This is a genomic window from Collinsella sp. CLA-JM-H32, from assembly GCF_040098165.1.
Taxonomy (GTDB): Bacteria; Actinomycetota; Coriobacteriia; order Coriobacteriales; family Coriobacteriaceae; genus Collinsella.
This window is the reverse complement of sequence record NZ_JBBNMZ010000015.1, coordinates 19,240-44,158: the sequence shown is the minus strand read 5'-3', so window position 1 is coordinate 44,158 and position 24,919 is coordinate 19,240. Positions and strand designations below refer to the sequence as shown.

Annotated in this window: 25 protein-coding genes; 7 read left to right on the top strand and 18 right to left on the bottom strand. The window is 60.0% G+C overall.

Translation table 11 applies throughout. The annotated features are described in order from the left end of the window. Window positions 1-177: 177 nt before the first annotated feature. Together AAA021_RS08930 and AAA021_RS08925 are read right to left on the bottom strand one after the other, a co-directional pair. Window positions 178-918: an ABC transporter ATP-binding protein gene (locus tag AAA021_RS08930; RefSeq protein ID WP_349088933.1), complete on the bottom strand. Its 741-nt coding sequence runs from the start codon at window positions 916-918 to the stop codon at window positions 178-180. A gap of 5 nt (window positions 919-923) precedes the next feature. Beyond that, window positions 924-3,146: a hypothetical protein gene (locus AAA021_RS08925; protein WP_349088931.1), complete on the bottom strand. Its 2,223-nt coding sequence runs from the start codon at window positions 3,144-3,146 to the stop codon at window positions 924-926. Between the two features lie 552 nt (window positions 3,147-3,698). On the opposite strand from AAA021_RS08925, the gene AAA021_RS08920 reads away from it, so the two are divergent. The 6 genes from AAA021_RS08920 to AAA021_RS08895 all read left to right on the top strand — a co-directional run bounded on the left by AAA021_RS08920 (window position 3,699) and on the right by AAA021_RS08895 (window position 8,308). After that, a complete protein-coding gene (locus AAA021_RS08920; RefSeq protein WP_147336061.1) occupies window positions 3,699-4,211 on the top strand; it encodes a hypothetical protein in 513 nt (170 codons plus the stop codon). Window positions 4,212-4,220: 9 nt separating this feature from the next. Continuing rightward, a complete protein-coding gene (locus tag AAA021_RS08915; protein ID WP_006235292.1) occupies window positions 4,221-4,472 on the top strand; it encodes a helix-turn-helix transcriptional regulator in 252 nt (83 codons plus the stop codon). A gap of 18 nt (window positions 4,473-4,490) precedes the next feature. Then, the gene (locus AAA021_RS08910; protein WP_255360342.1) at window positions 4,491-5,198 is read left to right on the top strand and encodes a site-specific integrase; all 708 of its coding nucleotides are present in this window, start codon (window positions 4,491-4,493) and stop codon (window positions 5,196-5,198) included. A 396-nt stretch (window positions 5,199-5,594) separates the two neighbouring features. Further along, window positions 5,595-5,882 carry an ACT domain-containing protein gene (locus AAA021_RS08905; protein ID WP_006235289.1) on the top strand — a complete coding sequence of 96 codons (288 nt, stop codon included), beginning with the start codon at window positions 5,595-5,597 and terminating at the stop codon, window positions 5,880-5,882. A 77-nt stretch (window positions 5,883-5,959) separates the two neighbouring features. Further along, entirely contained in the window at window positions 5,960-7,378 is a 1,419-nt protein-coding gene (locus tag AAA021_RS08900; protein ID WP_006235288.1) for a citrate synthase, read from the top strand. 87 nt (window positions 7,379-7,465) lie between these two features. Further along, window positions 7,466-8,308 carry a Cof-type HAD-IIB family hydrolase gene (locus tag AAA021_RS08895; RefSeq protein ID WP_349088928.1) on the top strand — a complete coding sequence of 281 codons (843 nt, stop codon included), beginning with the start codon at window positions 7,466-7,468 and terminating at the stop codon, window positions 8,306-8,308. 107 nt (window positions 8,309-8,415) lie between these two features. Here the strand turns inward: AAA021_RS08895 and AAA021_RS08890 are convergent, their stop codons facing one another. The 4 genes from AAA021_RS08890 to AAA021_RS08875 all read right to left on the bottom strand — a co-directional run bounded on the left by AAA021_RS08890 (window position 8,416) and on the right by AAA021_RS08875 (window position 14,778). Then, window positions 8,416-9,210, bottom strand: coding sequence for an HAD family hydrolase (locus tag AAA021_RS08890; RefSeq protein WP_349088926.1), 795 nt, complete (start codon window positions 9,208-9,210; stop codon window positions 8,416-8,418). 206 nt (window positions 9,211-9,416) lie between these two features. Then, the gene (locus AAA021_RS08885) at window positions 9,417-11,237 is read right to left on the bottom strand and encodes an adenine deaminase C-terminal domain-containing protein (protein ID WP_349088925.1); all 1,821 of its coding nucleotides are present in this window, start codon (window positions 11,235-11,237) and stop codon (window positions 9,417-9,419) included. A gap of 274 nt (window positions 11,238-11,511) precedes the next feature. Then, complete coding sequence (gene tyrS, locus AAA021_RS08880; RefSeq protein ID WP_035137437.1) at window positions 11,512-12,723, bottom strand: tyrosine--tRNA ligase; 1,212 nt, start codon at window positions 12,721-12,723, stop codon at window positions 11,512-11,514. A 96-nt stretch (window positions 12,724-12,819) separates the two neighbouring features. Then, window positions 12,820-14,778: a U32 family peptidase gene (locus tag AAA021_RS08875; RefSeq protein WP_349088923.1), complete on the bottom strand. Its 1,959-nt coding sequence runs from the start codon at window positions 14,776-14,778 to the stop codon at window positions 12,820-12,822. Between the two features lie 162 nt (window positions 14,779-14,940). Here AAA021_RS08875 and AAA021_RS08870 point away from each other — a divergent pair, with 162 nt between their 5' ends. Continuing rightward, window positions 14,941-17,139, top strand: a complete 2,199-nt coding sequence (locus tag AAA021_RS08870; RefSeq protein ID WP_349088922.1) for a PBP1A family penicillin-binding protein — start codon at window positions 14,941-14,943, stop codon at window positions 17,137-17,139. Between the two features lie 187 nt (window positions 17,140-17,326). Here AAA021_RS08870 and AAA021_RS08865 read toward each other — a convergent pair whose 3' ends face one another. The 12 genes from AAA021_RS08865 to AAA021_RS08810 form a co-directional block, all read right to left on the bottom strand. Further along, window positions 17,327-17,764: an ArgR family transcriptional regulator gene (locus tag AAA021_RS08865; RefSeq protein ID WP_006235280.1), complete on the bottom strand. Its 438-nt coding sequence runs from the start codon at window positions 17,762-17,764 to the stop codon at window positions 17,327-17,329. A gap of 132 nt (window positions 17,765-17,896) precedes the next feature. Beyond that, window positions 17,897-18,937, bottom strand: a complete 1,041-nt coding sequence (locus AAA021_RS08860) for a glycosyltransferase (protein ID WP_349088921.1) — start codon at window positions 18,935-18,937, stop codon at window positions 17,897-17,899. 160 nt (window positions 18,938-19,097) lie between these two features. Beyond that, on the bottom strand, window positions 19,098-19,922 hold the full coding sequence (gene truA, locus AAA021_RS08855; RefSeq protein ID WP_349088920.1) for a tRNA pseudouridine(38-40) synthase TruA: 825 nt from the start codon (window positions 19,920-19,922) through the stop codon (window positions 19,098-19,100). 92 nt (window positions 19,923-20,014) lie between these two features. Continuing rightward, on the bottom strand, window positions 20,015-20,482 hold the full coding sequence (gene rplQ / locus AAA021_RS08850; RefSeq protein ID WP_055287451.1) for a 50S ribosomal protein L17: 468 nt from the start codon (window positions 20,480-20,482) through the stop codon (window positions 20,015-20,017). A gap of 30 nt (window positions 20,483-20,512) precedes the next feature. Continuing rightward, on the bottom strand, window positions 20,513-21,454 hold the full coding sequence (locus AAA021_RS08845) for a DNA-directed RNA polymerase subunit alpha (RefSeq protein WP_006235276.1): 942 nt from the start codon (window positions 21,452-21,454) through the stop codon (window positions 20,513-20,515). Between the two features lie 32 nt (window positions 21,455-21,486). Continuing rightward, window positions 21,487-22,083 carry a 30S ribosomal protein S4 gene (gene rpsD, locus AAA021_RS08840; protein WP_006235275.1) on the bottom strand — a complete coding sequence of 199 codons (597 nt, stop codon included), beginning with the start codon at window positions 22,081-22,083 and terminating at the stop codon, window positions 21,487-21,489. 19 nt (window positions 22,084-22,102) lie between these two features. Further along, on the bottom strand, window positions 22,103-22,507 hold the full coding sequence (gene rpsK, locus AAA021_RS08835; RefSeq protein WP_006235274.1) for a 30S ribosomal protein S11: 405 nt from the start codon (window positions 22,505-22,507) through the stop codon (window positions 22,103-22,105). 14 nt (window positions 22,508-22,521) lie between these two features. Continuing rightward, complete coding sequence (rpsM, locus tag AAA021_RS08830; protein WP_022094275.1) at window positions 22,522-22,896, bottom strand: 30S ribosomal protein S13; 375 nt, start codon at window positions 22,894-22,896, stop codon at window positions 22,522-22,524. A gap of 14 nt (window positions 22,897-22,910) precedes the next feature. Next, complete coding sequence (gene rpmJ / locus AAA021_RS08825) at window positions 22,911-23,024, bottom strand: 50S ribosomal protein L36 (protein ID WP_006363204.1); 114 nt, start codon at window positions 23,022-23,024, stop codon at window positions 22,911-22,913. A gap of 150 nt (window positions 23,025-23,174) precedes the next feature. Continuing rightward, window positions 23,175-23,393 carry a translation initiation factor IF-1 gene (infA, locus tag AAA021_RS08820; protein WP_035137443.1) on the bottom strand — a complete coding sequence of 73 codons (219 nt, stop codon included), beginning with the start codon at window positions 23,391-23,393 and terminating at the stop codon, window positions 23,175-23,177. 104 nt (window positions 23,394-23,497) lie between these two features. Continuing rightward, window positions 23,498-24,286 carry a type I methionyl aminopeptidase gene (gene map, locus AAA021_RS08815; RefSeq protein WP_006235270.1) on the bottom strand — a complete coding sequence of 263 codons (789 nt, stop codon included), beginning with the start codon at window positions 24,284-24,286 and terminating at the stop codon, window positions 23,498-23,500. Next, window positions 24,283-24,909, bottom strand: a complete 627-nt coding sequence (locus AAA021_RS08810; RefSeq protein WP_006235269.1) for an adenylate kinase — start codon at window positions 24,907-24,909, stop codon at window positions 24,283-24,285. Before AAA021_RS08810 ends, map begins: the two co-directional genes overlap by 4 nt. Window positions 24,910-24,919 lie beyond the last annotated feature (10 nt).

Genomic DNA, 24,919 nt, shown 5'->3' with positions numbered 1-24,919 from the left:
TTTGAGAAGCAGTCGACAGTACATTTAGAAGCACCTACGTTCCTCAAAGAATTGTTAGATTAAAAGTAACAGACCGGATGAAGATGCGTGCGACGGGGGCGAGGCGAATGGCTGAGCGGTATCGATATGCGGGTTCAACGGTATCACATTGGCCACATAGATTTTTAACTTGCATTTCTACCCGCCCTTTTCGTAGAGTCGCCGATACGTGCTTAGCGCACCCTCGGCGCGTCCGGCAGGCTTTGCGATATGGGATCCAGGAGACTTCGGCGCAGCATCATCTTGCGGAATGCTTCTAATGAGCCTCCCATCCTTCAAAAACAGAATCTCATCGCACAGCCTATCGACCGAATCCAAGATGTGGGATGACATGATGATGCACGTACCAGAATCGGCCAGCTTCCTGAGAATCTCGGAATGCAAGTCCACCCTGCTGGGGTCGAGCGCGTTCATGGGCTCATCTAATAGAAGGTACCGCGCGCCCGTCGCATACGCAATCGCCAGGGTAAGCTGCTGCTTCATGCCCTGGCTCAGAGTGCGGATCCTCATCTTCGCGAACTCGCCTATCTGCGTTTGTTCCACTATCTCTTCGATATCGCGAGCATGCGGCCACATATCGCAAACCATCTTGAGGTGATCTTCCGCACGCAATCCGGGATACAGCAGCGTCCCCTCACCAGGTGCATAGAAGATCATAGAACGGACCTCTCTCGCACCCGTACCCTGCACCTCATCCAGAACGATGCTCCCGTCCACGCGAGGACCCGGCAAACCTGCCATCGCACGCAGCAACGTCGTCTTTCCATGCCCGTTCGGAGCGACGAGACCGTAGACCGTACCCGGGGCAAACTCAGCGTTCACCGAATCTACGAGCACCTTCTTTCCATAAGAGATCGTCAGCGTTTGAAGGTCAATCATCGAGATCATCCCCTTTCGATCTTTGGAACACTCAGGCGCACCATCAACGGAGATACGGCGCCCAAGACCACCAGCAGAGCGCCCGATGCGCCGACGACCTCTCCAAAAGGCATCGCGTTCGTCCCTCGCCCAAGGAACCCAATCGTCCCCACCTGGGAAGCGGGATCAAACGAGGCGAATGGAGCCAGCAGCGCGACGCCCATGCCCACGCTTTCAACATGAGCGCTCAACGAACCCAACACCAAGAGAACCGCGCAAACCATTCCGGTGACAACGGGGTTGCGGCTAATCGCTGCTGTCAACGCAGCGACGACGGAAATCACGCCGTATGCCATGACCAGCAACGGAATACTGCACAACACCGCCTCCCCCACCGTGGACGTTGTCGAAGCTCCCGCCCGAATGAGAGCGACGGGATACTCCGATCCACCCGCACCGTTCTTAATCACGGACACAACGACAGCGGGAACCATCGACACCAAAAGCAGCACCAAGCCAAGCAGGAGAGCCAGCGCAACAGCCGTCAGAAAACGCACATGCGCTGTTGCGGGGATCTGGAGAACCAGAAGGGAACGACACTGCAGGTGGGTGCACGCGAGCGATGTGACAACCACGGGCAACAGCAAAAATAAGGAGGGAAGCGCTGCCTGGAGATACGAAAGGAGGATTAATGGGGGCATCTTCGTACTTAACTCGTAAACCTTGGGGTCCGGCAAGCTCGCGATCGACTCAAGCAGAAGGGCGCGCGCCTCCGCACGAGAAGGAGTCTCCGGCTCGATTCCGATCGATTGCAGGAGAGTCGCATCTGCCGCGCCCAGCTCACCTCGAGCGCGCTCGTACGTCGCAAGGCTTCGAAACCCCTCCGCAGGCATAGGCGCGTACACGAAACCCGAAAGAGCATCCCGCATGTCTTCCAGGGCCGCTTTGCCCTCGACGTCCATATTCGCAGCGTTCTGCTCTAGATACCGATCTATTGAACGGAGCTCCCCATCCCTATACCGAACAGCGGAAACGTTATCAGCGTCAGGAAACATCTCGACCAGAGCCGGGGCCAGCATCGTCGTCGACATTGCAATCGCGCATACGGCGAGGGTAGGAGAACGCAGGAGCAGTTTCCCCATCGTTCTTACGTATGCAACGGCGGAGGCACAAGCGCTCGAACGAGTTGCCGTTCTCGATGCAGTGAAGGAACCTCTCTCAAGACAAATCGGGGATATCGGGCACGCGCAGCCGCTCTTTCCAGCAACGCAAAGCAGGCTAATTGCCAGCACCTCGATCCCGATTGCGCATACGAGGGCAATCGCGCCACGCTCGAAGCAAAGTCCAGGCAGATTCACTATCTGCGTTGTCGGGTACGGGCTATAGGCGCCGACGGTCAACTCAGTGTTCGCATACGTAAGGGGATTCAACAGGGCGAACTCACGTAAAGCGATGGATCTTCCGTAATACCCGGGAACCATCGTCACCCCCATCAGGGCACATACGAACACGATTCCAAGCGTAGGGTTATTGGCAATCTTCACGGCAAGGTGAACGACAAGCGAGATGAACGCTGCCACCAAGAATTGCAAGATGGCCGTCTGCGCGAACACCAGCCAAGCCGGTTTGATAACCGGAGTCGCATATTGAATGTAGCCTATCGGATAGAACGGCGAGCCCGGGCCATTCTTCACAAGCGCGGCGATTATCCCTGGAAGATTGATGGCGAGGACGGCAAGCATTGCAAAAACACTCGCCCATACGCTCGATGCAACAAGTCTACCCAGCTCGCCCATCGGTGCCTGGATGATGAGCTTTTCACGTTTGTTAAGACGCGCGGCAAGGAACGAGACGGCAACGGCCGTTGCGACCCATAGCAAGTACTCCTTCGATCCGTCATAATAGGTGTACTCTCCATCCGATATCTGCAGAAACGGAAGTAGGGGAGAGAGCGGTGCCAAGATAAGACGTCCCGCGGCAAGAGGGTACAGAAGCGCGGGCATGCTTGATGAAGAGGTATAGACACCGTCCTCCCCCGCATTCACAAGCGCATCCGCATAGGATGCTGACAATTCCTGCTCAACACGGGTTATTCCCGACTCGAGGTATTCGACCCGTCCGTCGATGCCAGCCGCGCTCCTGAAGACGGGCAGAGTACAAAGAACCATCAACGCAACAACGACAACACAGAGCGACCTGGAGGAGAGAAGCGACCTAAAGATCGCCTTCGAGATTTTGAGCATATTCATCGCCAACCTTAACCTCATCCAGTCGGAACAGAGGGGCCGAACAAAATGCTCGGCCCTTCCTCGCATCTAGTAGGTGCTATAGACAAATTGCCATTTATCAGTTGTGCCAAGAACACCACAGGAGCACATTGCAGCGAGGCGGGATTCCCTATGATGCGCGGATCGGCGATAGCCATTTCGGTAGGAGATCGTCTTGTAAGAGATGTTGAACATCGAGATGCTGTGCCCGCTTACGCCGCGAGGACAGCTGTAGCTCCAGTAGGTATCGACGACGTCGTCCGTATACCCGAGGGGCTCAACGAGGGCACACTGGCTGCTCTCCTGGGAAGGAGGCATCGGGGTATCCGCAAAAGCGGGGGCTCCCGGCAGCAACAGACAAAGAGCGAGGCCGAGGAAAACCAAGAGCTTACACGACTTAACAGTACTGAACATAATCCTCTCCAATCTAGAGGGGCTTCGGTTGCAGTATGCTGTGATTACTTGCCGGCAAATTCAATTTAACATAAACTGTTAAAAAGTAACCTGAATTTTTTAAATTCTTCGGAGGTTATTATGAGTTCCGACAATCGCACTCCCCGGCTTCATTCCTTCCGCATCGCATGTGCGATAGCCTCTGCGACCCTTTGCGCCACCGCCATCGCACAAGTGGCGTTCTCCTTAAAGCCAGCAATCGAAGTGCTCGACAACCCTGTAATTGCAGACTCCCCCGCGTATCCAGCCCTTGCGATCTCGACATTGGTCCCTGCCGTCATCGGTATCGCTACGACCATCCTCAGCGCCGTTCTCGTGTGGACGATCAAGAGCGCAGACCCCTTCAAGAAAGGGTCTGCGACATGCTTGAAGGTGCTCGGCATTCTCTTCGTTGTTCAAGCTGCCACCAGCCTCTACGCCGGCTCACTCAAAACCTCCGTTTCGATGTTTGGCGGCGAGGGGGCCGTCGGCGCCCAAGAGATCGCTTCATCATTCGATTGGACCTCTCTGGTTCTCGGCATCGTCCTGTTCATGCTTTCCCAGCTCTTCTTGTACGCCCGAGAGCTGTACCTCGACTCCGACGAGATTGCGTAAGGAAACGCCATGCCCGTAATTGTTCGCCTCGACAAGATCATGGCCGAGCGAAAGATTTCCTCGAACGAACTTGCCGAAAGGATTGGAACCACGCCCGTGAACCTGTCCCGTATTAAAAAAGGGCATATTCGCGGCATTCGCTTCAACACACTCGAGCAGCTATGCCTCGCCCTTCGTTGCCAACCCGGAGACCTTCTCGAAGTCATGAGCGAAGAGGATGCCCGAAAGGAGTTCGGACTCGATTGGTCCGCCGAGGATTAGAGGGCGGTCGTACTCGCCCTGCACACGGGGATGCGAATCGGCGAGGTCTGCGGCCTTCGGTGGTGCGATGTGGATTTCGAGACGGGCCTGATCTCGATCAGACACTCGGTGGCGTACGCGAAGGGAATGGGTTCGTTCATCAAGGACACCAAGACCCATGACGCCAGGGGTATCCCCATCGACCCGGTCGGCCTACTCCCCTTCCTGAAGGAGACCCACGAGATCGACTGCGGAAAGCTGCGCTTGCGCGGCCTTACCGGGGCGGTCGAGATCGGGGACTGCTACATCCTGTCGGAGCCGGGCGCGACCTTCGCGACGACAAGCTATATCCGCAGGGCGTTCAAGACGTTCTCGGAGACCAACGGCCTCATGGGCACCAACGACGAGCTGATCACGTTCCACGGCCTTCGCCACACGTTCGCAACGCAGTGGATCCGCCAAGGCGGCGATATCAAGGCGCTCCAATCGATCCTCGGCCACAAGGACGCCATGGCGACGCTCAACGTCTACGCCGACATCGAGCCCATCTCCAAAATCCATAACATGCTGCGCGCCACGCCGTGCCTTTGGCGCGGGCACCTCGGGCCGAGGGTCGATCCGGGTCCCATGTTCCAACAGAGGATCCAGGAGTCCATCGAGACGCTCCAGGCGTTCGGCTACGGCATCACCGAGCCGGACGACCGAAATATCGCCATACGCGACGTGAAGACGAACAGTTGGCTCTAGCTCACCGAGTACGCGGCAGTGCTGGGCCCATCCCAACTGAGGTCACGGTGGTCCGATAGGGGCGCCGCCCGCGGCATGCGCCGCGGAGCGGTATCCCCTACCGAAGGGCGGGGATGCCCTCCGCTTCCAGTTCGGAATCAGCCGTCGGAGGCGTTCGGCTGACTGCGGGAACGGCCTGTCCGCTCAATGTGTTCGGCTGAGATCGGAAATCAACCCAACACGAGCCGGACACGCGCCAGACGGCTCTTCCCCGTACGGCCTTCCCCCTTACGCTCATGTTGCAGGCATGTAACGCCGCAGCGAGCGCGCCTTTTTTGCGCCAGACAGGTACAATGATGAACACTGTACCGTAGCGGAGCGCCCCGCGCGCGCCGCAATCACGCGAAAGGGTTTCCCATGGCCGAGATCTCGTCCTCCCGTATCGTCATCACCGTCCTTGGCAAGAACCGCCCCGGCATCGTCGCCGGCGTCACCCGCGTCCTGGGCGAGGCCAACGTCGACATCCGCGACATCACGCAGTCCATTATCGAGGACATCTTCACCATGACCATGCTGGCCGATACCGCCGAGTCCAAGCTCGACTTCGCTGAGCTGCAGAAGGCCCTGGCCGAGGCCGGCGAGCTTTCGGGCGTCAACGTGTCCATCCAGCGCGAGGACGTCTTTAACTTTATGTACCGCCTGTAGCGAACAAGCCGCTGGGGATAGCCTGACGCGCGCATGCCCATGCAAGCCACCCCGATGCGGCCCGGAGAGGAGCGCGCATGGCCTACGACGCCAAGAAAATCTATTACCGCTTCGATGACCACTTGAGCCGACTGGTTCTGGATTACGAAGCAAGCCGCCAGATTTCGTCTGAGAGCGAAAGCCTCTACCACGGCCTGCCGACCGACCCTTATGACGAGGGCTTGTTCGAAGAGCACAATGTCAAGCGCGGCCTGCGCAATGCCGACGGCTCGGGCGTGGTCGCGGGCCTCACTCGTATCTCGGATGTGCACGGCTACAACAAGGTCGACGGAAAGGTCGTGCCCGATCAGGGCAAGCTCACGCTTCGCGGCTACAGCATCGAGGATCTGGTCAACAATGCCCAGGCCGAGAATCGCTACGGCTACGAAGAAGTCGCCTATCTGCTTATCACGGGCTCGCTGCCCAACAAGGAAGAGCTCGACGGCTTTTGCGAGCGCCTGGGCGCCTTTAGACATCTGAGCGACGAGTACGTTAAAGAGTTCCCTATGACCACGGTGTCGTCGAGCATCATGAACGTGCTCCAGCGCGCCGTACTGCTGCTCTACGCCTTCGATGCCGAACCAGACGTGATCACGCCTGAGCACGAAATCGACGTCGCCATTTCCATGCTCGCACGTCTCCCGCGCATCGCCGCCTTCGCACACATGGCCTCGGTCGCCAAGCTTCGCGGCTCCGAGGTTCACGTGCCGCACCCTACGCCCGGTCTCTCCACCGCCGAGACCATCCTACAGGTCCTGCGCGGCGGCATGGCGTTCACCCGCGATGAGGCGATGCTGCTCGACGTTATGCTCATGCTGCATGCCGAGCACGGCGGCGGCAACAACTCCACCTTCGCTTGCCGCGTGCTGTCGTCTTCGGCCACCGACCCGTATTCCGCCTACGCCGCGGCTATCGGCTCGCTCAAGGGCCCGCGCCACGGCGGCGCCAATGCCAAGGTCGTGTCTATGCACGAGGACATCCGCGCGCATGTCTCCAACTGGGAGGACGAGGACGAGGTCGCGGCCTACCTGGGCAAGATCCTCGACAAGCAGGCCTTCGACGGCACGGGCCTCATCTACGGCATGGGCCACGCCGTCTATACGCTCAGCGACCCGCGCGCCGAGGTCTGCCGCCGTTACGCGCGCTCACTGGCAGCCAAGAAGGACTTGGGCGAAGAGTTCGCACTCATCGAGCGCATCGAGCGCCTGGCACCGCAGGTGATGCGCGACCACGGCATGACCAAGCCTATCTGCGCCAACATCGACCTGTACACAGGCTTTATCTACAAGATGCTCGGCGTGCCCGAGACGCTTTTTACGCCGCTTTTCGCCGTCGCCCGCATGGCCGGCTGGTCGGCACACCGCATGGAAGAGCTCTTCTGCGCGCATCGCATCATCCGCCCGGCATACCGTCCGGTGATCGAGCCGCTGGAATACAAGCCGCTCGCCGACCGCTAGGACGCGGACCGTTATAGAACCCGAGCGTGGCCAGGGCATCACCGCCCTCGGCCACGCTTTTTATGCCAGCAGAAAGGGCTGCATCAAATGATTGTGTTTTCCGATATGGATGGAACGCTGTTGACGAGCGATAAGCAGATGAGCGATGCCACCTGGGCGATGCTCGACGAGCTCGCTCGACGCGGGATTGAATTTGTGCCCTGCACGGGACGTCCGCTGTCGGGCATCTTTGAGCCCATCCTCGCCCATCCCGCCGTGCACTATGCCGTCTGCGCCAATGGCGCCAGCGTCTGGCAGCTCGACGACGATGTGCCCACCGACGCCTCGCGCGCCACGCGCATCTTGAGCCGACCGCTCGATTGCGGCATTGCCCATCGCATCCGCCGCATCGCCGCCGGCCACGATGTGACCTTCGATATCTTCGCGGACGGGCAGTGCTTCCTCCCCCACTCGCTCTACACGCGCCTGGATGAGTTCTGCGGCGGCGACCCCCACATCGCAGCTTCGCTCAAGCGCACACGAACACCGATCGACATGGATATCGACAGCAAGATCGACGAGGTCGAGACGCTCGAACGCATCGCCATGTACTGGCACGACCCGGCCGATCGCGACGCCATCGCGGCGGAGCTCGACACGCTCGGAGGCATTGAGGTCACGCGTTCGTACGCCATGAATATCGAGGTCATGGGCGAGGGCGCCACCAAGGGAACGGCCCTCACGTGGCTATGCGAGCACCTGGGCGAGCGTCTCGCCGACGCCTGGGCGTTCGGTGACAACATCAACGACATCCCCATGCTGCAGGCAGCGGGCCATGGCATGGCCATGATCAACGCCGAGCCCGAAGATCGCGAGGCCGCCGACGCCATCACCGAATACGACAACGACCACGACGGCGTCGCCCGCACCATCATGGACGCCCTCGCCTAGTCATTGGGGACGTTCTTAAACGACTAGTCGTTGGGGACACTCTTCGCAAAAAGCCGCAAGGACTGTCCCCCACTGTCGGCAGAAAGGGAACGTCCCCATCTGCCGGATTAGGAGAGACTCTCCAGCACGCGACGGAGCTCCTGCTGGACGGCGTGGTCGCGGTTACAACCCACCACACGATCGGCCACCGCCTTGAGCGCGGGGCGCGCGTTTTCCATCGCGCAGCCCGTGCCGACAAAGCGAATGATCTCGTAGTCGTTCATCGAGTCGCCAAACGCCATGACCTCGTCGCGACCAATGCCGTAATGCTCCGCGAGCTGCGCGATACCCGAGGCCTTCGACACACCAGGCTGCATGGCATCGATCCACGCGTTGCCCGAAGGCGCAAAAGTAAAGAGCTGACCAAGTTCGCGCTGTAGCACGTACGCGCTGTCCATAACCGCACTGTCGTCGCAAAAGATACTCGCTTTGATGATATTTACGCTGGGATCGGGCAGCTCCCAAATGCGCTCGGCATTGGGAAGGTCCTTATCGACCTCACGCACGAACTTGCACTCGTCATCGAGCAGGAAGGACTTGGTTCGGTCAAAGAGCGCAAGATGCAGATTGGGAAACGTCCTGACGGCTTGGGCGAGCCTTCGAATCGCCAGGTGGGAATACACCTCACGGTCTATCATCTTACCGTCGGCGTAGACCTGGGCGCCGTTAGCGGCGACAAAGTCCATCTTGTCGCGAACGGGCGCAAAGAACTCGCACAGGCGATCGTAGCGACGACCTGACGATGCAGCGAAATGCACGCCATGCTCGTGTAGCGCCAGAATCAGTTCGTAGGTCTCGGGAGGCACCTGGCCGTTTTCGTCAAGCAGTGTGCCGTCCATATCGGATGCAATCAGTTTAAACAATGAAAAGCTCCCTTCGGGCTTGTTGGAATCGAACGCATATCCGATTCCAACGTACCCAAAGGGAGCTCAAATAAGACTCCGCGGGCGTAAACGTTACAAGGACCTGGCAAATAGCTCACACATGCCAGAGGCCCTACGGTCGCGGCGTCAGGCAGCCCGCCAAAGAGCGTCCCCAATGACTAGTCGTTTAAGAACGTCCCCGATGACTAGTCGGCGTAGGTGAAGGTTGTAACGTCGAACATGCCCTCGGGGCGGATGCGGAGCGTCGGGATGACCGGCAGGGGCAGGAAGATGATGCCCATGATGGGGTCGAGCGGCGGCTCAATACCCATGGCGCGCGCCTTGACCATAAAGTCATCGTGCTGCGCGGCAACGTCCTCGGCCGTGCCCTCGCTCATCAGGCCACCGAGCGCCAGCGGAATGCGCGCCACGACCTCGCCGTTGCGCACCAGCACGTGGCCGCCCTGGCCCACGGCCTCAACGGCAGTCATCATATCGGCAGCGTTGTCGCCCACCACGCACACGTTGTGCGAGTCGTGGCCGATCGTGGAGGCAATGGCACCGCCCGTGATGGTGAAACCGCGCACCCAGCCGCGACCGATATGCTTGCCGACGAGCCCCATGCCGGCGGGACCGTCGCCATCGGCGCCCTCGGCCTGCAGCGACACGCCGCGGCCATGGCGCTCGATAAGCATAATGCGACGCAAGTCCTCGGCGCTCTCGGGACGGACCATGCCCGTGATAGCCATGCCCGGGATCACATCGATAACCGCCTCGCCCGGCTTAAAGGCATAGTCGAACACGTCGAGCGATAGCTTCGGCAGCTTAACGGAAGCACGCAGCTCATCGGCAAGCGCTGCGACCTCGGCCGTCTCGGGTGCGATCTCGCCCACAAAGGTGCCATCCTGCGCCACCAGAGCACCGGCGGCATATACGCGATGCGGGGCCGTGGCAAAGGTCAGGTCATCGAGCACCAGCAGGTCGGCGCGCTTGCCCGGAGCGATCGCGCCGCGGAGCTCGTGCGGGTCGCGGCAGCCGTGGTCCAGGCCAAATGCCTCAGCCGTGGAAAGGGACGCCATAGAGATGGCGACCACGGGGTCGATACCGGCCTCGATAGCCACGCGGCAGGCATTGTCGATCATGCCGGTCGAAAGAGCATCGGAGGGAGCGCGATCGTCGGTCGCAAAGCAGCAGCGGCGGGCGCGGGCAGGATTCTCCAGCAGCATCGGGGACAAATTGGCCAGGTCGTGGCTGCACGTGCCCTCACGCAGCATCACATACATGCCGCGGGATAGCTTGTCGAGTGCCTCCTCGGGAATCGTCGACTCGTGGTCGGCGATAATGCCCGCTGCGGCATAGGCATTGAGGTCCTTACCGGCAACGAGCGGCGCGTGGCCGTCAACCTGCTTGGACGGCGTCTGGTTGGCAGCATCGATGCGAGCGCAGGTCTCGGGGTCGGCCATAAAGACGCCCGGCAGGTTCATCATTTCGCCCAGACCAAAGACATCGCCTGGATGCTCGGCAAAAAACGCCTGCATATCGGCAGCCGAAATAACGGCACCGGCCTGCTCGTCGGGCAGCGCGGGCACGCACGAAGGCATCATGTACTTGATGGAGATGGGTGCGCGGCGGCCATCCTCGATCATAAAGCGCAAGCCGTCGAGACCGGCAACATTGGCAATCTCGTGGCTGTCGGCAATGGCAGTGGTAGTACCGCGCGTCGCGGCCATGCGAGCATACTCGGCGGGACGGATGTTCGAAGACTCGATATGCAGATGCCCGTCAATAAAACCGGGAGTGAGATAGCGACCCTGGCAGTCGATGACCTCAGTTGCCTCGTAGGTGCCAGCGGCATCGTCGCGACCATCGTAGAGCACGCCGACGATTACACCGTCCTTGACGGCAACGCTACCGGGCGCCACACGCTGGCCATACACGTCGACAATCTGCGCATTGGTAAACAGCGTGTCGACGGGCACGCGCCCCTCGGCGGCCTCGATCACAGACCTCATGACCTCAACGGACATACATACTCCTTTAACCGTAGAAAAAAGCTGCGGAGCGGACAGACCTTCACCGCAGCAAACCAATAGCCATTGTATGCCCAAACGATGGGTCAACAATACGCCTCTCCGCTTAACGGCACACGCCGCTTGGCGCAATGGGGGCAGGTTACTTTGCACCAATGACAAGGAGTGTCCCAAAGTGCCGGCACAAAAGGAACGTCCCCAAGTGCCAAAAAAGGCCGCAGTCGGGATTCCCGGCTGCGGCCCTATTGCACATGTTAAGTTGACCTACTTGCTAGACCAATTTGAAGCCCTTGCGCTTACCCACAGAAAGGGTGTCGCCCAGCTTGAGGGCGCTGGGATCGATGTTATAGCTCTTGGGAGCCACGGCCTTGCCGTTGATTTTGACGCCGCCGCCGTCGATATCGCGCCGAGCCTGGCCGGCGCTCGCCGAAAGACCCAAGTCCTTGAGCAGGCCGGCGAGGTAGATCTGGCCCTCGTCGTTAACAGTCAGCTCAACGTGCTTCTCGGGGAAGTCGGCGAGCTGGCCCTCCTTGAACACGCGGTCGAACTCGGCCTGAGCCTCGTCGCCGGCACCGGCGCCGTGGTAGGTGTCGCACAGGTCGCGACCCAGAGCGCGCTTGAGCTCATAGGGATCGGCAGAGCCGTCGGCCAGGGCGGCGTCGATCTTGTCGACCTCGGCCGGGGTGAGCGAGCTGGCCAGACGATAGTACTTGCCGATCATCTCGTCGGGGATGGACATGGTCTTGCCGAACATGTCCTTGGGCGCGTCGGTCAGGCCGATGTAGTTGCCGTATGACTTGGACATCTTGCGCACGCCGTCGGTACCCTCGAGCAGCGGCATGGTGAGCGCGATCTGCGGCTCCATGCCCATCTTCTCCATGAGCTCACGGCCAGCGAGCAGGTTGAAGAGCTGGTCGGTGCCGCCCATCTCGACGTCGGCCTTGATCTGCACGGAGTCGAAAGCCTGCATCACGGGATACAGGAACTCATGCAGGGCGATCGGCGTCTGAGACTGGTAGCGCTTGGTAAAGTCGTCGCGCTCGAGGATGCGGGCGACGGTGAACTTGGAGCACACCTGCAGCAGACCGGCCAGATCCATCGAAAGGATCCAGTCACCGTTGTGCACGATGGTGGTCTTCTCGGGATCCAGGATCTTCATGGCCTGGCTCACGTAGGTCTCGGCATTGGCCTCGATCTGCTCCTGCGAAAGCTGCGGACGGGTGGAATTCTTGCCCGAAGGGTCGCCAATCAACGCGGTACCGTTGCCGATGATGAGGGTGACGTTGTGGCCCAGGTCCTGGAACTGACGCATCTTGCGCAGCGGCACGGCGTGGCCCAGGTGCAGGTCGGGGCTGGTGGGGTCGACGCCGAGCTTGATGTTGAGGGGCTCGCCCTTCTCAAGCTTCTTGCGAAGGTCGGCCTCGGGAACGATCTGCGCGGCGCCCGAGGTGATGATACGCATTTGCTCGTCAACAGACAGCATTGGGTATCCTCCTTTTGCTATAGCACCCTCGCCGAAAACGGCGGTGCTGGAAGTCCATAAACTCTCATATGATAACAAACTGACGCGACGCAGCACCTACGACAGGAAAATCCTCGTCCTGCCGCATGCGTCGATGGCAACTGGCAGACGTGTACCGTCACGCTCGACCAGATAGCGTACCTGCCGACGACGCAAACAGTCGCGGCAACAGACCCGCCCCGTCGCATCGGTGGCGCAGACGCCCTCGGCGGTCAGCAGGCAGTGCTCGCACACCATAAGCTCGGGACGGTCGGCGTCGACCGGACCCAAGACGCCGGGTTCAGCAGCCAGTTCGGCAATACGCTCCGCATCATTGCCGAGCAACTCGGCCGGCAAGTACACCCGCCCCGCACCGAGTCCGCGCAGCCAGGTAAGCGTGGCCCGATTCGCGCAGAACACCGGCTCCGCCACGTCAAACGTCACGCCCAGCTCGCGAGCGATCACCACCTGTCCTAGGTTGCGGCAGACGACGCGCCCGGCGCGCTGCATCAGTGAGCGGGTCCGGTCAGCGTCACCCGTGCGGCACACCTCGTCAAGCACCACAACGGCGTCGGACAAATCGAGCTCTCCGCGCGGGTCGGCATCCATCAGCTGCCAAGCAAAAACCATGCGAGCGGGAACCGCGCACTCCACCAACTCCGTCGACGCACCGCCATCCACCACAACGTCCTCAAAGGGCAGTACCTCAACGGCACGTGCAACGGGCGCAATCGCATCCGCCTCGGCCCGCATGCGCTCCAACACCGCCGCCGTCTGATCCAACACGCCGGCGCTGCGAATCAGGTATACCTCGCAGCCCGTGTCCACCTTACGCTTGCAATGCACGACGACGCGCTTCCCCGCTGCGGCATCCACCGGGCAGGGCACCTGCGGCCAGCGCTTGGGCACATCGGGACGCGCGTCGACACCCGGATAAAACCGGATCTCGAGCGTGTCACCCGCCGCCACGGCGGCGTCGAGCTCAACGGTCACCTCTTCGTGGCCCACAGCGACCAAACGCCCCACGCGCACGCCCTGGTTAATTGCGCGCTCAAAGCTCATCAGCTCGGCACCCGAACGCCCTCGCAGGTACGCATCGGTAAACCCACGGTTAAACGAGCTCCCCAGCTCGCGTTCAAGCTCTTCCACGGCATCGGGGTCCCACGCGCCGTCGCGCAGCATATCGAGTGCCCGGCGCCACACCCGCACCACGTTGAATACGTAATCGGGGTTCTTCATGCGCCCCTCGATCTTGAGCGACGCCACGCCGGCATCTACAAGCTCGGGCAGATGCGCAATACCCAGATAGTCACGCGGGCACAGCAGGCGATCTCCCTCGACGGCGACAACGCTCTGCCCCGCCTCGTCCACCAGGTCGTACGCCAGACGGCACGGCTGCGTGCAGTCGCCGCGCATCGCCGAGCGCCCACGCCGCAGGGCAGAGAACTCGCACGCCCCCGAATAGCCGATGCAAATCGCACCGTGGCAGAATACCTCGATGGGCACACCCGTGGCACATAGCGCCGCAATCTCGTCGACCGTCAGCTCGCGTGCCGTCGTCACGCGCTCGACCCCCAGCTCATTGGCGGCAAGCCGCACGGCGCCTTCGCTATGAACGCCCGCCTGCGTAGACAGGTGAATCTCGACCCCGGGAATCGCCGCGCGCAGCGCGCAGGCCAACCCGGCATCGGCGACAATCAGAGCATCGGCGCCCAGCTCCAGTGCATGAGCTCCCAACACCACCGCGTCGGACAACTCATCGTCAAACACGAACACGTTGAGCGTTACGTACACACGCACGCCATGGGCATGCGCCACGGCGCAGCCGCGCGCAAACTCGTTATCCGTAAAGCCATGGGCGCTCACACGGGCGTTAAAGCCGCCCAACCCCGCATAGATGGCATCGGCACCCGCGGCGATGGCCGCAAGCATCTGGTCGAGCCCGCCCGCCGGCGCCAGCAACTCGGGCAGCGCCGCACCAGCAGCATCCAATCCAGTCTCGTATTGTCCGCTCGGCCCCATCGTCCGAATCGCCATCGACAAACTCCTTACCAAGGTATGCATTCACTCTGAAAAATGCCGTCTTCCAGCATACACGAGGCCTCGCGCGCCCCGTTTGGTTTATCGTGTAATAACTTATGTCCATCCTGCCCCGACGGCACATCCACCGTCCGGCACGACATACCTGGAGGTCAATATATGGGTCCTCGCCAACGACAGGGACGCAGCCGTTCAAAGACGCATGCCCTGCCCATAATCCTGCTCTCGTTTTTGGGCTTTCTGCTGATTGCGGGCGTGGCATTTGGCATCGGCATGGTCGGCAACGTCAACCGCTGGCTGTCCGATCTGCCCGACTACACCGACGCCAACGCGTATCTGGTGAGCGAGCCCACCGAGATCGTCGACTGCAACGGCAACAAGATCGCGAGCTTCTACACGCAAAACCGCAAGTCCATCACCAAGGACGAGGTCTCCCCCTACGTGCTGCAGGGCACCGTTGACGTCGAGGACGAGCGCTTCTACGAGCACGGCGGTATCGACCTGTGGGGTATCGCGCGTGCTGCGGTGGCAACCCTCGGCGGCGGGCACGAAGGCGCCTCGACTATCACCCAGCAGCTGGTGCGCAACACCATCCTGCAGGAGGAGCAGTTCGACTCGACCATCGAGCGTAAGGTGCGCGAGGCCTACATCGCCGTAAAGATGGAGGACATGTACTCCAAAGACGAGATCCTCATGATGTACCTCAACACCATCTATTACGGCCACGGCGCCTACGGCATCGAGGCCGCAGCCGAGACCTACCTGTCCAAGAGCGCCGCCGACCTCACCCTGAGCGAAGCCGCACTGTTGATCGGCCTTCCCAACTCGCCTTCGCAGTACGACCCCACGGTCAATCCCGATCTGGCACTGTCTCGCCGCAACAAGGTCCTCGACAACATGTTGCGCCTGGGCCACATTACGCAGGAGGAGCACGATGCCGCACAGGCCGAGCCCATCACCCTCAACGTGACCGAAATCTCGGGCAGCGGCGTCGACGTATACTCGCAGCCCTACTTTGTCGCCTATGTTAAGCAGCTGCTGGAGCAGGAGTTCTCGACCGACGTGCTCTTTAAGGGCGGCCTGACCGTCAAGACCACCATCGACCCCACGATGCAGCAGGTAGCAGAGAATGCCGTCCGCGAGCAGCTCGACACGCTCTCGCTCGACGGCCTGGACATGGGCATGGTCGTCGTCGACCCCAAGACCGGCTACATCAAGTGCATGGTGGGCGGCTACGACTACAACGCCGACGAGAACCATGTGAACCACGCTACGGCGAAGCGCCCCGTTGGCTCCACCTTCAAGGCCTTTACGCTGGCAACTGCCATCCAAAACGGCATGAACCCCAACGTCACCCTCAACTGCAACTCGCCGCTCAAGGCCAAGGGCACCACGACCGAGGTCCAAAACTACGCCAACCATAGCTATGGCAACATCACGCTTAAGCAGGCGACAGCATACTCCTCCAACACCGGCTACATCCAGGTGGCGGAAGCCGTCGGCAACAGCAAGATCATCTCGCTCGTCAAAAAGCTCGGCATCGATCCCGCCAAGGACAACATCGAGGACGTTCCCGTCATGACGCTCGGCACCGGCTCGATCTCGCCGCTCGAGATGGCTGCCGCCTACGCGACGTTTGCCAACGGCGGCTACTATCGCCAGCCGATCGCCATCACCGAGATTGACTCTCGTACCGGTTCGGTGCTGTACCAGCACACCGACAATCCCTCACAGGTGCTCACCGAGGGCGAGGCCGCCGCGGTCACCGATGTTCTGTCCGGCGTCATGCAGGGCGGCGGTACGGGCGCTGCTGGCGCCCTGAGCGTCAACCAGCCCTATGCCGGCAAAACAGGCACCACCGACAACACCACCAACCTGTGGTTCTGCGGCTATACCCCGCAGCTGGCGTGCGCCCTGTGGACCGGCTATTCCGCGGGCGAGATCCCCATCCAAAAATACGGCACGGACCTGCTGGGCGACAGCACCAACCTGCCTGTCTTTAAGCGGTTTATGAACACCGTTCTGACCGGTACCGAGCGCGAGGAGTTTGCGACCGGAACGGCGCCCACCTACAAGAACAACAGCGTCTGGAAGTTCTACGGCACCAACAACGCCAAGAAGACGGAAAACGACGACAAGGACAAGGACGAGAACGAGGACGAAGAGGAAACTACCACAACGACTACCACGACGACCACGACCACCGAGACCACGGGCGGCGACACCACCGGCGACACCGGTACGACCGGTGGCTCGACTGGCGGCTCCACTGGTGGTTCGACCGGCGGCGATGGCGGCACGCCTACGCCTACGCCCACTCCCGACCCCTCGCCCACGCCTGACGATACGGTCGGCTAGAAATCATCCAGCCATATGCAACAAGGCCCCCGAGCAGCCTATTGAACTGCTCGGGGGCCTTTTAGTTTGAAGCGACCTGGTGGGCGGTCTTTATACCGGCAAACATAAAGGGGGTACCGACCAACGTCGATACCCCTTACAAGCCACGATGTCAGCGCGCACAGTGCCGAGCGCACGACCCGCACGCCTACTTGCGAGAATTGCTCAGCTTATTGATCAGCGCCTCGAGACGCTCGCCGTCCTCGGCCGTCTGGGCAATAACCAAAATCGTATCGTTGCCGGCAAGCGAGCCAAGCACATCGGGCAACTCTGCCGCATCAACGGCGGCGGCGATGCCGGAAGCCGTGCCAGGCTGAGCCTTGATCATAACCAGATTATCGGTGCGCAGAACGCCCGTAACGAGCTCGGAAACCATACGCTGCAGGTGCAGGTCCTCTGCCAGAACATAGATGCCCTCAGGGAGCTTACGCAGCCCCATATCGGCAATATCGCGAGAGACAGTCGCCTGCGTGCAATCAAAGCCCATAGCACGGAGCTCATCGACCAGCACGCGCTGCGTGCGGACGTCCTTATTGCGCACAATATCTCTAATGGCATCCTGGCGCCCATTGCGTTTTTTAGCCATACAAACCCTCTCTCCAAAAGATGGCGGAGACAATCAATTAGTGATTGAATAGTTTAACGCTATTTGAAGGCTTTTGTGTATAAGAACGCATTTCGAAACAATTCTATGCAAATTTGTTTCGAGATGAGCCGTTTAGGCGGTTTTTGCGCCCGTCCGGTTAAGAAAAGCTGCCAGATGCGTACACATCACGCAGCGCGCGGGCTTGGCGCTGGCGATCGGCCCAAACAACAGACCGAGCCCCCGATGGTTATCCTTGAGCGCGGCGACCATCTGACGGGTTCGAGGCGCCTCGAGCATATCACGCATGCGGGCGGAGCGCTCGATTGACGACACCCCATGCGGGCTCAGACACAAATTCTCGATGCAGGCGACCAGTCCGGCAAAGTAGAACTTTTGGCTTGCCAGCTTGAGCCGACCACCGCTATCTGCTTCCGAGAGTGAGTCCGCAAGCTCGTCGAGCGCTCGAGTGTCATCGGATATCCTGGCATACATGGTGGGATCAAAGGCATCTGTAAGCTTAGGTGCCACCGCGTGGAAACAAGCGTCGCCGCAGCCGGACACGAATCGTGCCTGCGAGAGCGCATAAGCCATAAACTCAACCGTACGGTACGCCTTGCCGCGCGACAGGCATGCCTCAAACAGCGGACGGCTATACATCACGCCAGAGGTCTGAGCGACTAGGCCGCCCAAAATCAACTGGGGCAGCCCAGTCACCATAGAAGACTCGTCTTCTATGGCAATAGAGGCAGCATCCAAGACGCGCGAATGACGCTCGCGATGCGCATCGTAGCGATCGAGCGACACCGAGGGGAGCACAATGTCTGCCGCAGTATCGCACGCGATATCGACCATCTTGGAAAGGGCCTGCGGAGCAAACCACTCATCGGCGTTCATAGCGATGATTTGAGAGCCACGCGAGGCAGCAAAACCGGCACGAAGACAAGCACCGCGCTTCGCGTCCTCGACGTCAATCAAATCAATATGGATGTCCCTGTCGGCAGCAACTTGAAGCGAATGGCGCACGCCCGGCGCAACGTCGCGACAAACCACGACAATTTGCAGGTCATAGAGGTCTTGGTTCTGGACACTCTCGAGCGCACGCCTCGCATAGCTGGGCGAACCCTCAACAATAAGGATCACCGAAAGTCGCGGATGCGAACCACGTCGAACCAAGTTTTCCGTCCTCTCGACAGCTGTTAATCAACCGTCGTTCATGGTACACCCCAGCAATAAAAGCAACGGGACGTCGGCTGTGCTGCACGCCAAGAACAGATGTTGCACACGCGTAGCTCACACATGGCATACGCCGATAAGGACGCAACGAGCCCTCCCCCTAGTCGAGCACGACGAGCTCGGCGGGATCGTAATCCACGCCCATAAACGTAAGGCCGCAGGCGGGCGCCGTGGGGCCCGCGGCGGTTCGGTCGCAGGCATCAATGACTTCGCGCATCCACTCGGGATCGCGGCGATGCATGCCAATCTCGACAAGGGTGCCCACAATGGTACGCACCATCGAATGTAAAAATGCATTGCCCTCGATGGTAAACGTCAGGATATCCTCGCCAAACGCAACCTCATGGCCAAACTCGGCACGCATCACGCAGCGGTGCGTAGGCTTGCCCACGGCAGAGGCGACCTTGCAAAAGCTCTTAAAGTCCTGCTCGCCCAAAAGTGCGGGACAGGCCGCAGACATGGCCGCGACGTCCAAGGGATAGCGATGCCACCACACGGCACCCCGTGAGAGCACAGGACGCGTGTCGCGGTCGGCAATACGGTACGTATACGTACGGGAACGGGCATCAAAGCGCGCAGAAAAGCCTTTGCGGGCCTTGTAGACCTCGTTAATGGCGATATCTTTGGGCAGCAGCGCGTCCATAGCCCTAAGCCATCTACGGCGCGTCAAAGCAAGCTCAGCGTCCGTTACGGGCACGCTAATATACTGAGCCACCGCATGCACGCCGGCATCGGTACGCCCCGCACACGTCAGATCTATCGGGCGGCGCAGCAGCGTCTCGATAGCGCGGCGCAGCTCGCCCGCAACCGTCGTCTGGCCCGGCTGCTCCGCAAAGCCGCTATAGGACGAGCCATCGTAGGCCACGCGGAAAACGAGCGTGGCATCGAGCTCTGGAATCGAATTGAAATCAGACGGCGCGGTCATGGGCGCTCCCAACAAACAGGCAATGACATTTCGACAAAAAAAGAGGGGTACGCGAACGTACCCCTCGAATATAGCCTATGCAGACAGATTGTCTACTCAGCGGTCTCCTCAGCAGGAGCCTCCTCGGCAGCCTCGACCTTCTTGGGAGCAGCGGCCTTCTTGGGGGCCGGAGCAGCCTTCTTGGCCTTAGGCGTGCAAGGCTCGGTGACGAGCTCCATGATAACGATGGGAGCGTTGTCGCCCTTGCGGTTACCGAGCTTCATGATGCGGGTGTAACCGCCGTTGCGGTCCTGCCACATGCCCTGAGCAGCCTTGTCGAAGATCTCGGCAACGAGCTGCTTATCGCCGAGCTTGGCGATAGCCAGACGACGAGAGTGCAGGTCGCCCTTCTTGGCCCAGGTGATGATCGGATCGACGACCGAACGCAGCGCCTTAGCGCGGGTCTCGGTGGTCTTGATGCGGTCGTTCTCGAAGAGAGCCTTAGCAAGGCTCTTCTTCATGGCCTTGGTGTGGCTCGCATCGGTGCCGAGCTTCAGGCCCTTCTTAACGTTGTGACGCATGGTCTAGTTTCTCCTCAAATATGCGAAGCATTAAGCCTTCAGGCTCAGGCCCATGGACTCAAGCTTGTCCTTCACTTCCTCGATCGACTTAACACCGAAGTTACGGATGTTGAGCAGATCGTTCTCCGAGAACTCAACGAGCTGACGGACCGAGTGAATGCTGGCGCGCTTAAGGCAGTTGTAGGAACGGACGGAAAGGTCCAGATCCTCGATCTGCTTGTCCAGCTCAGCGTTGTCGTTGGTGACCTCGGGAGCGAAGATCGAAGCCTCCTCCTCGACCTCGGGGGTCTCGGCAAGGTTCATAAAGGCGGCCATATGCTGGTTGATGATATTGGCAGCCTGGACCACGGCGTCGCGCGGGGCGATGGAGCCGTTGGTCTCGATCTCGAGGACAAGGCGGTCGTAGTCGGTGTGCTGACCGACACGGCAAGCCTCAACGAGCTTGGCGCAACGGGAAACCGGCGAGTACAGCGAGTCGACGTGGATCACACCGATGGGATCGTTGTCGCGCTTGTTGGCCTCGCCAGAAACATAGCCGCGGCCATAGCCGATGCGCATGCTCATGGTGAGATGGCCACCCTCGGTGAGCGTAGCGATGTGCTGCTCGGGGTTGACCAGCTCAAACTCGGACGGAATAAAGAAGTCCGCACCGGTGACCTCGCAGGGGCCGTCAACCGAGATGGTGGCGGTCGCCTCGTCGGTCGTGCCGAGAGCCCTGAAGACAAGACCCTTGACATTCAGGACGATGTCGGTGACATCCTCGACCATGTTAGGGATGGTCATGAACTCGTGCTGCGCACCATCGATCTGAATAGCCTCGACGGCGGCACCCTCGAGCGAGGACAGAAGAACGCGACGAAGGGAGTTACCCAGCGTATCGCCGTAACCACGCTCGAGCGGCTCGACGGAGACACGAGCAGACGTCTCGTTGATCTCTTCGACCTGAACCTGAGGCCTAATGAATTCTGACATGTATTACCTCCAGCCTCAGCAGCCCGGATGGACTACTTAGAGTAGAGCTCGACGATGAGCTGCTCGTTGATATCACCGCTGATCTGCTCACGCGTCGGCAGAGCGAGCACGTTACCAGACAGCTTCTCGATATCGACCTCGAGCCAGCCAGGGACCTCAAAGCGCTCGGAGGAAATCAGGGCCTCCTTGATGGGGAGGAGGTCACGGAACTTCTCGCCGACAGCGACGACGTCGCCGGCCTTGACGCGGTAGGACGGGATGTCCACGCGCTTGCCGTTCACGGTGAAGTGACCGTGACGGACGGACTGACGAGCCTCTTTGCGGGTGCGGGCGAAGCCAAGACGGAAGACGACGTTGTCGAGGCGAGACTCAAGAATGATCATGAGGTTCTCACCGGTGACGCCGTTCATCTTACGGGCCTTGTTGAAGTAGCCGTGGAACTGCTTCTCCAGAACGCCATAGATGAACTTGACCTTCTGCTTCTCGCGCAGCTGCATGCCGTACTCAGATTCCTTGCGACGGCGCTTGGGCTGACGGATAGATTCCTTCTTGCTGCTGTAACCGAGCTCAGCGGGATCGATCCCGAGCTGACGGCAGCGCTTAAGAACAGGAGTCCTGTCGATTGCCATATTGATACGATCCTTTCAGTTACACGCGGCGACGCTTCTTGGGGCGGCAGCCGTTGTGCGGAATGGGGGTCTTGTCCTGGATGCTCGAGACCTCGAGGCCAGCAGCCTGGAGGGAGCGGATGGCGGTCTCACGACCGGAGCCGGGGCCCTTGACGAAGACGGAAACCTTCTTCATACCGTGCTCCATGGCCTGCTTGGCAGCAGCCTCGGCAGCCATCTGGGCAGCGAACGGCGTGGACTTACGGGAGCCCTTGAAGCCCACCTGGCCAGCCGACTTCCAGGAAATGACGTTGCCCTGGGGATCGGTGATCGAAACGATCGTGTTGTTGAACGTAGAACGAATGTGAGCCTGGCCCACGGAAATGTTCTTACGGTCCGCGCGCTTCAGACGGGCAGCGCGAACGTTCTTCTTAGCAGTAGCCATCTATCTAGCGCTCCTTATTTCTTCTTCTTAGCACCGATCTGACGCTTCGGGCCCTTGCGGGTACGAGCGTTAGTGTGGGTGCGCTGGCCGCGGACCGGGAGGCCCTTGCGGTGACGAAGGCCGCGGTTGCAGCCGATGTCCATAAGGCGCTTGACGTTCTGGTTGCGCTCACGGCGGAGGTCGCCCTCAACCATGATCTGGTTCTTATCGATATAATCGCGGATGGCGTTAACCTCATCCTCGGTGAGGTCCTTAACGCGCGTATCCACGTTAACGTTGCACTCGACGCAAATCTTCGTCGCAGTGGTGCGGCCGATGCCGTAAATGTAGGTCAGACCGATCTCAACGCGCTTCTCACGCGGGAGGTCGACACCATTAATACGGGCCAACGTAGTCTCCTCTCTTAACCCTGACGCTGCTTATGACGGGGGTTCTCGCAAATGACGAGGACCTTGCCATGGCGCCTAATGATTTTGCACTTATCGCACATCTTCTTGACCGAAGGACGTACCTTCATCGTTCTTCCTTTCGGTAGCGCTCAAACTACTTCCCTACTATCTACTCGCCCAGCCGCAGGCGTTTAAAACTATGGCTGGTCTTCACACACAATCCGACCGTAGGTTGAGCTAAGCCTGCAGTCGGAAATGGAGTGCGTGTATGCGTGCCGCTATTTGTAGCGATAGGTGATGCGACCGCGGGTCAGGTCGTACGGGGAAAGCTCCACGACAACCCTGTCACCGGGGAGAATACGGATGTAATTCATTCGGATCTTGCCAGAAATGTTGCACAGAACCGAATGACCGTTCTCGAGCTCGACCTTAAACATGGCGTTGGGCAACGGTTCCTTTACCGTACCCTCGAGCTCAATTGCGTCTTCCTTCTTCACAAGCAATCATCTTTCTCTAGAAAACGACAGCGATTGAGTATTCTACAACACGTATGCACGCATCGTAATAACTTCGTAATGACTCCACAACTAAATGGAACTTGTTACATTTCTCCGCCTTGGAGGGAGCACCAAGCACCTTGGGCATCCGTGGTGAGAATCACCGGACCGTCATTGGTAATGGCGACGGTGTTCTCGTAGTGCGCGGCGGGCAGGTGATCGTTGGTCGTAACAATCCAACCGTCGGAGCCCGTGCTCACATGGTTGGAACCCATCGTAACCATCGGCTCGATGGCAATGACCATGCCGGCCTGGAGGCGAACGCCCCTCCCCTTCTTTCCATAGTTAGGAACGTTGGGGTCCTCGTGCATCACACGGCCAATGCCATGGCCTACATAATCACGAAGCACACCGTAACCGTGAGACTCGGCGAGGGACTGAACGGCATAACCGACGTCCCCGATATGGTTACCGGGAACAGCCTGCTCGATGGCAGCCTTAAGGCAATCGCGCGTGACCTCGCACAAAGCCTTGGCTTCGGGCGTGGGGGTGCCGACGAAAAACGTCCAAGCATTATCGCCGACCCAACCGTCGACAACGGCTCCCGTATCGATGGAGATGATATCGCCATCGCGCAGGATCATGTCGGGGTTGGGAATACCGTGTACCACGGCATCGTTAATCGATGCGCAAATGGTTCCGGGAAACCCGCCGTAACCCTTAAAGGCTGGGGTGCCACCATGCATGCGGATAATCTGCTCCGCGAGCTGATCGAGCTCAAAAGTCGAAACGCCGGGGCGCACCATGGCTCCAACGTGGCGGAGCGCCATCTTAGATAGCGCTCCTGCCTTCTTCATCTGCTCGATTTGCGTTGCAGACTTAATCTTGATCATAGACCGAGAGCCTCTTTGACATCCCCGTACACGGTCTCGCGAGCCTGGTCACCGTTGACCGACTTGAGCAGACCCTGGCCACGATAGTAGTCGACGAGCGGGCTCGTGGACTTCTCGTAGACGTCGAGACGGTTCTTGATGGTCTCGGGCTTGTCGTCGTCGCGCTGATACATCTCGCCGCCACACTTGGGGCAGGTAGCATCGGCAGCGGTGCCGGTGTAACCGCAGGCGCGGCAGGTGCGACGCGAAGACAGACGATCGATAATGACCTCGGGGGCCACATCGACCAGAAGGGCGCAGTCGATCTCGCGACCCATGGCGGAGAGTTCGGAATCGAGCGTCACGGCCTGGGCGGTGTTGCGCGGGAAGCCGTCGAGGATGAAGCCCTGCTGGGCGTCATCGGCGGCAAGGCGCTCCTTGACAAGGTCGATCACGAGCTGATCGGGAACGAGCTCGCCAGCGTCCATGTACTTCTTAGCCTGAATACCAAGCTCGGTGCCACCCTTGACGGCAGCACGCAGCAGGTCGCCCGTGGAAATGTGAGCGACGCCAAACTCGGCGACGAGCTCCTGTGCGACGGTACCCTTACCGGCACCCGGAGCTCCGAGCAATACGAGGTTCATGAGCAATCCT